Source organism: Aquiflexum sp. (assembly GCF_977115555.1).
In genome coordinates this window covers 1-12,781 of the sequence record NZ_CDSBKL010000006.1, presented here as the reverse complement: position 1 = coordinate 12,781, position 12,781 = coordinate 1, and the positions used below count along the sequence as shown (strand labels likewise).

The following is a 12,781-nucleotide window of genomic DNA, read 5'->3' as shown; positions in this document are numbered from 1 at the left end:
CACATGGAAATAGGTCGGTTGGAGACGTTTTTTCAATTTATTTCATGAAGTCTATTTCAACCTTATTTCAGTTTTTAATTTCTTATAGATATTCCTTCTGAATTCAAATAGGCTTTGAGTCCAGGAATTGGGATCTCTTTAAAATGGAAGATACTTGCTGCCAATGCAGCATCCGCCTTGCCAAAGGTAAACACATCTTTGAAATGTTCACTGTTTCCCGCCCCTCCGGAGGCGATGACAGGAATAGAAAGCATGGCGGAAATCTCGGCTGTGATCTCATTGGCAAATCCTCCCTTTGTTCCGTCATGGTCCATTGAAGTCAGTAAAATCTCTCCTGCACCTCTGTCGCAGACTTCCTTTGCCCAAGCTTGGGTTTGGAGTAAAGTCGGTTTCCTTCCACCGTGCGTATGCACAAAGTCTATTCCATCGACATTCCGAGTATCTATGGCCACCACGACACACTGACTGCCAAATTCCAAAGCCATGTCATTGATAATCTGTGGGTTGTTGACAGCGGCAGAATTGATCGAGATTTTATCCGCCCCTGCATTGAGAAGGACTTTCACATCCTCCACTGTGGATATCCCACCACCGACAGTGAATGGAATATTTATTGCTTTGGCAATTTTGGTCACCAGTTCAGCCAAAGTTTTGCGTTTGTCGACAGTAGCAGTGATATCCAAAAAAACCAGTTCGTCTGCACCTTCATCTGAGTAGATTTTTGCCAATTCCACCGGATCTCCCGCATCCCGCAACTGAACAAAATTTACTCCCTTGACTGTTCTGCCGTCTTTGATATCGAGGCAGGGGATTATTCTTTTTGTTAACATTTTTTTTTAAGACAAAAGACTGGATACATGAGACAAGAGAGGGAAGAAAAAAGAACCTAGAATTAGGCACAAAAATTGGTAGGTCTCAACTTTCCAACCTTTGAATCAAATCCCATTAATTCAATAACTTTTCCCTTTTAACCAAAATTGATCATGGAAAAATTCCAAGATCCATATAGCTGACCGAAATTCTCTCCAATGCCAATATGAATCCGGCTGTTCTCAGGCTTTTGATGTTTTTTTCCTGCCTCACTTTATTCATTGAATGATATGCATTGACCATGGTCTCTTCCAAACCTGAAAGTACCAAGTCCCTTTCGGAAGCTCCTTGGATCAACTGGTCTTTTTCCTCGTCTGTAAATTCCTCACCGGTAGCGTTCTCTATGGTACCAAGCAGCTTTCTATATTTTTCCTGGTCATACCTTTTTTCGAGCTTTCCAAAAGAAACACGGGAGAGGTTTTTGAGCCATTCAAAATAAGAAACGGTTACCCCACCCGCATTGAGAAACATATCAGGAATGATCATCACTCCTTTTTCAAGCAATATTTTTTCTGCCTCTTGGGTAACTGGTCCATTGGCAGCCTCACCGATTATCTTGGCTTGGATTTTAGCCGCATTGTCTTTGGTGATCTGGTTTTCCAAAGCTGCAGGCACCAAAATGTCGCATGGATAAGTCAGCAATTCTTTGCTTTTCTCGATAAACTCTCCTGATGAATAGCCTTTAAAGCCACCTGTCTGAGTTTGGTATTTTTTCAAAGCCTCGATATTGATTCCCTTTTCATCGAAGATACCGCCATTCCATTCGGCAATTCCTATGACTTTTGCTCCCGCTTCGCTCAGGTATTTGGCAGAATAAAATCCTACATTACCAAGACCTTGGACAATCACAGTTTTACCTCTCAGGCCAGTAGTCAAGCCCAAAGCTGACATATCTTCTTCCACACTCACTGCCTCACGGATTCCAAAAAATACACCTTGACCTGTCGCTTCTGTCCTGCCGTCGATTCCATGTTGGGAAAGTGGCTTTCCGGTTACACAGCCTTTTGCATTAATGACCTCCGGGTTAAAAGCCTCATAAGTATCCACAATCCAAGCCATTTCGCGAGACCCTGTACCATAATCAGGAGCGGGGACATCAATGGCTGGACCGATGAATTTTTTCTTGATCAGCTCTGAGGTGTATCTTCGGGTAATTCTTTCGAGTTGATTAACAGTGTATTTTTTTGGGTCAATGCTGACCCCGCCTTTGGCACCGCCAAAAGGTACGTTGACCAAAGCGCATTTATATGTCATGAGTGAAGCAAGTCCTTTTACCTCTTCCTCATCGACATGGTCACTGTACCGGATTCCTCCTTTGCAGGGGAGCTTATGTTGGGAATGTTGTATCCTGTAACCTGTCAGGGTTTCGTATGTCCCATCATCATTTCGAATCGGGAAATTAAATTTATAAATACTGTTACATTCTTTAATCTGCTCCAATAATCCCGGATGGATATCCATGTGCTTGGCTGCTTCATCAACAAATCCACAAACATCCTGAAACAAACTGTATTCGGTCTTCTTGCTCATAAAAATTGGTATTTTGGTTATGCCCCGAAGATACAAATCATTTGACTGAAGTCCTTAATTGGCGGGAATGATATTTCTCAGGATTCCCCATATATCATCCAAAAACGCATAGGGAACCAAAGCCTGATCCGGGTTTTCACCCATCCTTACCAAGACAAGATTTTGGGATGGCACCACACAAACATACTGTCCGTTTTTCCCCAAACCGCAATACATATCATCCGGACCATTCGGTGCATAGGAACCAGGAACTTTTACTTGAACTCCCGGAGGCATATAACTACCCTTGCCATTGAGCCACCAAAGATATCCGTAGCTTTCATTGAGGCTTTGGGAAGTATTGATCATGTCTTTCAAGTAATTTTTGTTTTGGATGACACTTTGTCCATCCCAGTCACCGTTTGCCAATATCAAAAGACCAAATCTCGCCATGGACCTTGCGTCACTAAAAAACACATTGTTGAAATCCACCCGCTGCCAAGTCCCGTTCATTCCGATTTTTGATCCTAGTTTTTCACTGAAATATTGGCTGAAAGATTTGTTTGTGGCCCCTTCTATCACCTTATCCAATAAGGTATAGGGAGCATTATGATATGCCCAACGGGTTCCGGGATCTGCCTTGAAAACCAAACTTTCCGTAGAAAAATCATCCTTATTTGCCACTCCATCATCCAGACCTGTGGTCATGGTGAGTTGGTGCCAGACATTGATTTTACCTTCTTGGGCAGATGTCAATGAAGTCCATCCTTGCCCCAAATAGTTAGAACTTGGATTTTGGATATCCAGCTTGCCATCTTCCTGTGCAATCCCAGTCAAGGTCGCAGTCAAGGTCTTCCCTGCGGATGCCCAATACCAAAAAGAATTTTGATCAAAAGGCTGTCCGCCACTGATTTTTGTACCAAAATATTCTTCCACGACGATCTTCCCATCCTTAAGAATGATAAAAGCACGGGAACTGTTACTTTTCAGTAGTTGCTTGAGTTCTTCTAATTTTTGCAAATCCCAATTGAGTGAAGCAGGCGTTATCGTTTCCCAAGTATTTCCTGACAAAGGAGGAAAATACAATCCAGATGGATTGAGATCCGGAGATTCTTTTTCTTGGCAAGAATAGATTGCAAAAAAAAGAATCAAAAAGAGATAATTTTTCATGGGATATTGAGATAGATTTTGATAAAAAAGAAACTGAAATTTAGACAAAACAGGAGTAAAATGGTTTAAAAAAGCAATTTTATTGTTTGATGATATAGCCGTCTTCCATTTCGATGATCCTGTCTGTGCCTTCCGCAAATTCTGAATCATGGGTTACGATAAGCATGGTCTGTTTGAATTCCTGCGCCAGTTCTTTGAAAATATTGAAAACGATGTCTGAGTTTTTTTTATCGAGATTTCCTGTAGGTTCATCCCCCATGATTATCAGCGGGTTATTCATCAGGGAGCGGGCGATAGCGACCCTTTGCTTTTGTCCTCCCGAAAGTTGGTTGGCTTTTTTCAGCGCATGGTCCTGCATGTCAAAGATCTTGAGCTTTTCCATGGCGATATGCTCGAGTTCGGGACGGGATTTTTTGTTGAGTTTCAGGCCGGGAATCATGACATTTTCCAAAACAGAGAATTCATTGAGCAAATAGTGAAACTGAAAAACAAATCCGATTTTTTCATTCCGGATTTTTGATAGGAAACTTGGGCTCTTGCCTGTGATCAACTCACCATCAATCAATAATTTACCTTCATAATCCGTGTCCATGGTACTTAAAATGTATAGAAGGGTGGATTTCCCACAACCGGATTTTCCCATTATGGACACAAACTCGCCTTTGGTCACCTGAAAAGTCACCTCCTTCAGCACCTGGGTTTTATCAGGGCTGTAAAAGTATTTGTTTACTTTTTGTGCTTCTAGGACAGGTGTTTCCAGCATGTTGGTGGTTGTAATTGTTGTAGTTGTTGTAATGGTTGTAGTCGTTATATTTGTTGTCTGCTGCGCACTGCCAGGTTATCGGGTTGAGAAGCCGAGATTCTAAATGAAAATGAATCTTATCAACAAAGACTTTACCTTGTCACCTCGACGAAGGAGAGGTCTATTTTACATTTCTTTCTTTTATTAAAAGATTTCTCAGTCGTACCTCCTTCGAAATGACTAGTGTAGGCTCTTTCTTGACTTAACGCTATTATTGCTGACTGTGACTGCCAACTGCCAACTTTTCTCGTTTCTCGCCTCTTTTTCATTCTTCATTATTAATTCAGAATTTACTCTTCCCACTCTCGTCTCTCATTATTTCCCCCTAATTATCTCCACAGGATCTACGCCACTTGCTTTGCGGGCTGGAAAATATCCTGCAAAGTAGGTTGTCACAATACTGAATATCGATGCGATGACATAATACTTCGGGTTAAAATCCACTGGAAAGGTTTTGACTGTGGGCAAGGCTTCAGTTTCAAAAGGTATCCGTTCTATGCCCAATCCGGCCATAAATCCGAGGATCAATCCAATAGTTCCACCTACAAAACCGATGGTCAGGGCGATGGTGATGAAAATATTATTCACATCCCTTCCGGAAAAACCGATGGCCTTCAGAATCGCGATTGTATCCATTTTTTCATAAATCATCATATTCAGGATATTGTATATCCCAAATCCTGAAACGATCAACAAGGTAATTCCAACCGCATAGCTGATCAAAGTCCTTATGTTGGTCCCTGTTTCAAACTGCGCATTGACGGTCTGAATGTCATCCGCATCTATCCCAAAAATATCCCGGTAGTCTCTTGCCATTTCTGGGGCAAGGTTAAAATCCTTCAATTTGACTTGGATATCAGTCACGTAGGAAGCAGTTTCCCCCATCATTTTCTGGACGGTGCCAATGGAGGCGTAAGATTGCACATTGTCCAAATCCCCCAAACCTGACTGGTAATAGCCAACCACTTTCAATTGGACGCGATTGCCCTGCGAGGTTGTCGCTTGGATCACATCCCCAATTTCTGCCATCATCCGGTCAGCAGCACCTTTGCCCAAAATAATACTGTTGGAGGTGTTTTTAAGGTCTAAATAATTTCCTGCTGTCACATAATCCGTGAAGGCAAAAAGCTTGCTTTCAGCTTCTACATCTATGCCGTTGATGACTCCGGTGATGTCAATGGTTCCCACATTGTAAAAAACCTGGGCGGAAAGTTTGGGCGCAACCCCTAATACTCTTTGGTCTTCTTCAAGTGTTCTGATTATGGCCTCGTTGTTATAGATACTCAAGCGGCTGGCAGCGGGCTTAACAGACCTGATGATGTTATAAAAATTGCTGAATTCCTCAGCTAGGTCTATCGGCTGATGGACTGAAGGCTTGATTTCATTGTAAAAACGGATATGTGGGGTACGGTTGAGAATCAAGCCATCCAACAGCTTGTTCAAACCATTCATGAATCCCAACAAAGCCACAAACATGGTAATGCTGAATACCACCCCTACCGCTGCTATCATGGTTTGTTTGAACCTTGCGATCATCAGCGCCTTTGCGATTTCCAAGATGAGGGAGAATTTCATTTTGTAGGTTTGATTACTTCAGTCTTCTCGTCAATGCCTTCCAATATTTCTGCTTTTTTGAGGTCTTTGAGTCCCAACTTGACCTTTAAGGTATCACCTTCAACATTGATAACAAAAGAATCTTCAATGATAAAGGACCTTGGCAAAATCAGTGCATCTTCTTTTACCTCAATGACAATATTGGCTTCCAGAGTGAGATTTGGATACAAAACAGTAGGTCCATTTACAAATACTCCTTCGACCAAAAAGCTCTTCGAAGCTTCATTCATCAAGGGATTGATTTTGGATACCTTGGCTTCGAAAGTCTGTCCGCGGTAACTGTCCATCGTCACGACAATCTTTTGACCTAACTTAACCTTGACAATATCGTATTCGTCCACCTGCATTTCCAATAAAAACTCATCAGCACTTCCCAAGACGGCCAATGGAGTTTGGGCATTCACCATTTCTCCTTTTTCTTTTAAAAGCGCATAAACCTTTCCATTTATTTCGCTTTTTAGCACCAAATCACTCTCCAATGCTTTTGAAATAGAAAGGTTTTTGCCGGCACTTTTCTCGTTGTATTCTATTTCTCTCTTTACATCCTGATAGATCAATTTGGCGCTGTGGTAAGCATTTCGTGAATTTTCGAATGCCAACTGTCTTTGTTCCAAATCTACCGCTGACCCCACCCCTTGCTCCCGCAATCTCTTTTGTCTTTCGAAAAGAAGAGAATCATTTCTCCATTTGTTCTGGGCATTTTCGATATTGTTTTCCAAGTCTCTTAACCTGGATTGTTTTGCCTTTCGGTCTGCAAATGCCCTCGTCAGTTCGGCATTTTCCCTGTTCAGTCTGGCCGTTTCGTTTTCTATGACTAAAATAGGACTTCCGGTTTTTACCGGATCACCTTCACTGACAAATATCTCCTGAACAATTCCGCTTGCATTGGCATATGCCTGATATTGGTTTTTTGCTTTGATAAGTCCTGAGGCGTAAACAGATTCCGAGATACTTTCTCTTTTTGGAAAAACAGTCTCCTCAGTAGATTGACATGAAAAAGTAAAAACCGCTATACAACTTAAAAAAACAGCATTGAAGTATTTCATATGAGACAGGTTTGATGACCTGAATTTACAGGATTATTATTAATAATATTTACTGCACTTTTCTTAATTCCCCAATTTCCCGATTATCCACTCTCCCAATTTTGGCAAATGCTGACCCATAAAAGCGATAAACTTTCCATGTCCCGTGAAGACAAAGGATTTTTTACGTTTAAAAATTGCCTTGACCATTACCCGTGCTGCTTTATCAGTAGGCCACATCAGGTTCTTGGGTCGGGGGTCTTTGTAATCTTCATGAAAGACTCCCTCATTGTCCACCCGGGTAATGTCAGAATCCACAAATCCCGGGTGAATGACTGTACAGCTGACTCCTGTTCCTTTCAGTTCCAACTGCAAGGTCTGACCGATAGACCTTACTGCGGCCTTGGAAGCGCCATAAGCACCGGTTTTGGGATTGGGAATATAAGCCGCCACACTTCCTATCAACGCCAACCTTCCTTGGGAGGCCTTTAGGTAAGGGATGGCATACTTTGAAGTCAAAGCCAATCCTGTGACATTGATATCCAATTGCCTTTTCCAGTCTTTGGCTGACAGCTCTTCTATTTTTCCTAATACCCCAAAACCTGCATTTGCAATTGCCACATCTACTTTACCGAAATGCCGGATGACTTCTTTGATCGCTTTCTCTAAGGATTCCTCCTCCAGCACATCGCAGGGGACTACAATTCCCTCAGCTCCCAATTCTTGGACCATTTTTAACACTTCTTCTAACTTATCAACCCTTCGTGCACTGAGGGCTAGTTTAGCGCCTTGCTTCGCGAATTCAAAGGCCATATACTTCCCCAATCCTGAGGAAGCGCCTGTAATCCAGATGACTTGGTTTTGAAACATTGTTTTAGCTGTGAGATGTAGAAGGGAGATTTTAGAATTGATATTTTCAAATCTTGGAATAAGGTAGAAATAATTTAAATAAAACGATAAAAAAAAAGCACCAATCCCGGTTTAAAGGATTGATGCTGAAATTATTTCGCCTAAGGCATATTTCAATGTATTTCGCTCTAGGTCAAAACTCCAAAAAGGAGAAAATCTGAAATTGAGCGTATTTCATTTTGATCATTTTGTAATCCCAAGAATATCGAAGACAAATGCATACTCCAATGCCAATTCTTTCAGGCTCTCAAACCTGCCGCTGGCACCACCATGTCCTGCATCCATATTGGTTTTGAGGAAAAGGCGGTTATTATCTGTCTTTTTGGTACGTAGCAAGGCTACCCATTTGGCAGGTTCCCAATATTGGACCTGAGAATCGTGTAATCCTGTTGTGGCAAGAATATTGGGATAATCCTTAGCTTCCACATTGTCATAAGGAGAATAGGAAAGCATGTATTCATATTGCTCCTGAATGTTTGGATTGCCCCATTCCAGCCACTCGAAAGTAGTTAAAGGAATCGTCTCATCCATCATGGTGGTAATCACGTCCACGAATGCAACATCTGCTACAATGCCTCTATATAACTCAGGCGCCATATTTGCAACTGCTCCCATCAGCAATCCTCCAGCGCTTCCGCCTGATGCAAATAGCTTGTCTTTGGCGACATATTGGTTGTCCTGAAGCCATTTGGAGCAATCAATGAAGTCATTGAAGGTATTCTTCTTGTTCATCATTTTGCCATCCTCATACCAATCTCCTCCCATTTCCTGACCGCCACGCACATGGGCAATGGCATACACGAAACCTCTGTCCAATAGACTCAACCTTGAACTGCTGAAATAAGCATCCATGGAAGCGCCATAAGAGCCATAGCCGTAAATCCAACCCGGTGATGTTCCGTCTTTCTTGAATTGATCAATTCTATAAACAATAGACATTGGAATACGCTTTCCGTCACGTGAAGGAACCATGATCCTTTCTGTCTTGTAGTTGGCTTTGTTGAAATCCCCCAAAACCGGCTGTTCTTTCATCAAGGTTTTTTCCTTGGTTTCCATGTCATAGTCGTAGGTCGAATTTGGCGTGGTCATGGAAGTGTAGGAATAGCGCAAAGTCTTGGTGTCAAACTCGGGATTGTAGCCTATTCCGGCTGAATATGCCGGCTCGTCGAATACCATCTGATGCTCAGACTTGTCAGCCCATTTGATGATCCGGATATTGGCGAGGCCTTCTATGGTTTCCTGCACGGCGTAATAATCTTTGAAATACTCCACTCCTTCTAAGAAAACATCTTCTCTGTGGGGAATCAAGTCTTTCCAATTGGCCGCAGACGGATCAGCAACAGGTGCTTCTGCCAAGCGGTAATTGACTGCATTCAGGTTGGTGTAGATATTGAATTTATCTCCTACAGCATGGTCTACACTGTACTGAACATTGTCCTGTACCGGAGCAATCAGTTTTGGTTTGCCGGGATTGTCTGCATCCATAAACATGGCATAAGAGGCATCCGTACGGCCTGAACCAATGATGATGTATTTTTTGGATTTGGTAATTCCGACACCGCAACTCAAAGTTTGGTCTTTTTCCTCAAATACTACTTCGTCTTTAGAAGGGTCTTGGCCTAGGATATGACGCTTCACCTGAAAATTTCTTAATGTAACCGGATCAGGTATTGAATAAAAAAAGGATTTGTTGTCATTGGTCCACACTGCCGAACTCCTGATATTTTCGATTCTGTCAGGGAGCATTTCTCCGGTACGGAGGTCTTTGATCATGACGGTATAAAAATTCCTGCCCACCGTGTCCATGATGATGGCAGCAAGGTTGTGGTCAGGACTCACTGAAGTGAAAAAGTTGAGGAAAGATTTTCCTTTGCCCAGCTCATTTCCATCCATGATGATTTCTTCTGCACCTTCGAGAGATCCCTTTTTCCTTGCATAAATCGGGTATTCTCCTCCTTCCACATAGCGGGTGTAGTAATAATAATCATCCAATCTGTAAGGAACAGAAGAATCGTCTTCCTTGATTCTTGCCCGCAATTCATTGAACAATTGCTCCTGAAAACCTTTGGTATGTGCCATCATAGTATCCAGATAGGCATTTTCAGCTTTCAGATAATCGATGACTTCAGGGTTTTCACGGTCATTGAGCCAATAATAATTATCGGTTCTTTTGTGGCCGTGTTTGGCGGTGATTTCAAATGGTTTGACTGTAGCCAAAGGGGGTGCTACATCCGGCAAAGTGAATTCCGGCTTTTGTTGAGAACATGCGATACTCATTCCTGTGAGGATAATTAAAATGGTTTGGATTGATTTATTCATAGCAGCTAGAGAATAGTTCGCAAATATAGGGAAATGATAATAGGGATACATTGCTATTTTTTGGCTGTCTATTTTCTTACAAAAGGCTGAATCCTGCCATAAGTAAGGCATCTCCATAGCCATTCCAAAGGACCGAAAAGGAAATATTTCAGCCAAATCGGACTAAATAACAGTTGTAAAATCCAGATCCCGATCACCAGATAATAGAGCTGGTAATACTGCCATTCGGCAAATTGGTTAAGACCATATCCGAAAAACACCAAGCTACAAATCACAGTATGCATGATATAATTGGTAAATGCCATCTGACCCACTGCCCTCAGCCCATTCATCAACCTCGTAAGGTATCCTGCCTGATAGACCAACATCACCAAAGCTACATGCGCCATCATGATCGCAATCCGCTGAAAATCGTAAATCAAAGCAACCCAATTGATGGAATGTTCTTCTATATATTTCAATCCTGCTTCCACATTGGGAAAATGGATGGTATTGTATACAAAAGAGAAAATCACCAAAGGAAGACCGATTCCATAGCCGATCAGTACTGTTTTTTTGTATTGGGCTTTGGTCCATTTGAGCGTCAAAAAACCCCATTTATAGAGCGCTATACCCAACATCATCAGGGCAAGCATGTCCCAAATGCTAAAAATCAGGTACTTAAACTGACCATCCCATGATTTTGGGCGGATGTAGCTCGCCACATCCGAGTAGCTTCCTTTCATCAAAACAGTATGTTCGGCCGCCTCCTCTTTATTAGGGATAAATTCTTTTTGGATTTCTGTCCATTCCATGACGATGGAATCCTGTTCGGGACTGAGCGCTATTCCCTGATCCTGCAGTGTTTTCACTTCTTTGTATTCCAGATATGTTCCCCTGATATTTTGCATAAACAGCGTATTGGCCACAAAACCGATTATCGCCACGATCGGAACACCCAAAGCAAGGTACTTGGGTTTCATTTTTCTGAACAAAAAAGCCAGCATCCCAATTACTCCATAGTAATAAAGGATATCTCCGATCCACAAAAGGATATGTGCATGAATCAATCCAAATATGGTCAACCAGATCATTCTTTTGTAAAAAAGCCAGGTGGCTGACTTTCCTGCTTTTTCTTTGTTTGTTGTAAAAAGAATGATCCCTGCCCCAAAAACCATGGAGAAGAGCGCTCTCATCTTTCCTTCAAAGAAAACGGTATTGACGGCATTTACCCAAAAATTGGTATTGGAAGTATCCTGTACCCAAGCTTCATCAAAGTACTCGGGCATGGCAAAATAAGGGATATTCAAAAGTAAAATCCCCAAAAGGGCAACGCCTCGGATAATGTCAATGATGTCGATCCTATCAGTAAGGACAGTGGGTTTTGCTGAGTTATCAACAAATTCAGTTTCGGTGGTGGTTTCTAATTTCATGGTACGGATGTTATGAGTCAAAAAGGGAGAATTTTTGTTTTTCAAATATTGATTTGATCACTCTACACTGAAGATTTTCTTAGGCACTTGTCTTGTCATACAATGAATGCCTCCACCATTTGCATTGACATAGGTGGCGTCAATAAATACCAATTTTTTATCAGGGTGAAGTTCTCTAAAAATCTGTTCGACTTGTTTTTCCTTGTCGACAGAACTTCCTTGGGCAGTATAAGACGGAATGATGATTTTGTCATTTGTGAAAAGAAAATTCATATAACTCGTAGCCGCCACAAACTTCAATGTATCCCCCTCTACAAAACCATTATTTTCATAAAATTTACGTACCCCGTCTTTGGACAATATCTGAGCATTCAAAACCCTGTCTTCAATCACATGGTCAGGCATTGGTAATTTGATGACATTAAAAGGCCTGCCATCCTGGTCTTTTGCATTTTTGAGGATTTCATAATTTCGGTTCATCCGTTCATGAGTGGCCATTTTGATAGGATTGAGGTTCTTTTCTTCTTCATCCACCCATGCCAAAAGAATAGTGTTTGGATTTATAAACCTGGCAAATTCATCTGTATGCCCATTGGTACCGCTTGAAGTATATTTTCCAAAAAATCCTCCACCGCTGTCTTCCGCCAATCCATCAGAAAGCCAAATCACATTACTTACTCCCAAGGTCCTGTTAAACTCCTCTTCAAAATGTTTTTTGGTCAAAGTATCCCGCATCTCATCAGAAATATTTCTGAACAAAAAGGATTCTGAGACTAAAAGCGACCCTTTGCCATTGACATCAAAAGCACCTCCTTCGATAAACATCCAGGATTTATCCAAAACCTCATTTTTCTCCACAGCCACCAAACTGTCAATCTGCATCATCAAATGAGTTTCTTTGATCGTTTTTGCCACTGTAGCAGAATCAGCGGCCATGTCTGTTTGCCTTTTGATATACCTAAAAAAACCTGTGTGGTTGAAATCAATGGCTTTTCTTTCGCCTAATCTGTTGATAACAAAAGCCGGTGCGCTGTCCCTTGACCAAAAAACCTTATCAGCAGCAATCACAGCTATCTCTACCCTATCCATGGGCACTTGAAGCTTACTCAAAAAACTTCGGGCATTGTCAGCCAAGCTATCAGAAGTCACCC

At 41.8% G+C, this 12,781-nt stretch carries 10 protein-coding genes; all 10 read right to left on the bottom strand.

Annotated elements, in window-relative coordinates; all coding sequences use genetic code 11:
• Nucleotides 1-74: 74 nt before the first annotated feature.
• Nucleotides 75-830, bottom strand: coding sequence for an imidazole glycerol phosphate synthase subunit HisF (gene hisF, locus ACZFYI_RS00870; RefSeq protein ID WP_462522230.1), 756 nt, complete (start codon nt 828-830; stop codon nt 75-77).
• Nucleotides 831-981: 151 nt separating this feature from the next.
• Nucleotides 982-2,400: a Glu/Leu/Phe/Val family dehydrogenase gene (locus tag ACZFYI_RS00865; RefSeq protein ID WP_462522229.1), complete on the bottom strand. Its 1,419-nt coding sequence runs from the start codon at nt 2,398-2,400 to the stop codon at nt 982-984.
• Between the two features lie 54 nt (nt 2,401-2,454).
• Nucleotides 2,455-3,549: a serine hydrolase domain-containing protein gene (locus tag ACZFYI_RS00860; protein WP_462522228.1), complete on the bottom strand. Its 1,095-nt coding sequence runs from the start codon at nt 3,547-3,549 to the stop codon at nt 2,455-2,457.
• A gap of 79 nt (nt 3,550-3,628) precedes the next feature.
• Nucleotides 3,629-4,312 (bottom strand): ABC transporter ATP-binding protein, encoded by a 684-nt coding sequence (locus tag ACZFYI_RS00855; RefSeq protein WP_462522227.1) that lies wholly within the window; start codon nt 4,310-4,312, stop codon nt 3,629-3,631.
• Nucleotides 4,313-4,666: 354 nt separating this feature from the next.
• On the bottom strand, nt 4,667-5,926 hold the full coding sequence (locus ACZFYI_RS00850; protein ID WP_462522226.1) for an ABC transporter permease: 1,260 nt from the start codon (nt 5,924-5,926) through the stop codon (nt 4,667-4,669).
• A complete protein-coding gene (locus ACZFYI_RS00845) occupies nt 5,923-7,011 on the bottom strand; it encodes an efflux RND transporter periplasmic adaptor subunit (protein WP_462522225.1) in 1,089 nt (362 codons plus the stop codon). Before ACZFYI_RS00845 ends, ACZFYI_RS00850 begins: the two co-directional genes overlap by 4 nt.
• Nucleotides 7,012-7,074: 63 nt before the next feature.
• Nucleotides 7,075-7,860, bottom strand: coding sequence for an SDR family NAD(P)-dependent oxidoreductase (locus ACZFYI_RS00840; RefSeq protein WP_462522224.1), 786 nt, complete (start codon nt 7,858-7,860; stop codon nt 7,075-7,077).
• Between the two features lie 222 nt (nt 7,861-8,082).
• Entirely contained in the window at nt 8,083-10,218 is a 2,136-nt protein-coding gene (locus ACZFYI_RS00835; RefSeq protein WP_462522223.1) for a S9 family peptidase, read from the bottom strand.
• A gap of 68 nt (nt 10,219-10,286) precedes the next feature.
• Entirely contained in the window at nt 10,287-11,630 is a 1,344-nt protein-coding gene (locus ACZFYI_RS00830) for a DUF418 domain-containing protein (RefSeq protein ID WP_462522222.1), read from the bottom strand.
• Between the two features lie 57 nt (nt 11,631-11,687).
• Nucleotides 11,688-12,781 (bottom strand): agmatine deiminase family protein (locus ACZFYI_RS00825; protein WP_462522221.1); only part of this gene is annotated, 1,094 nt, incomplete at its 5' end.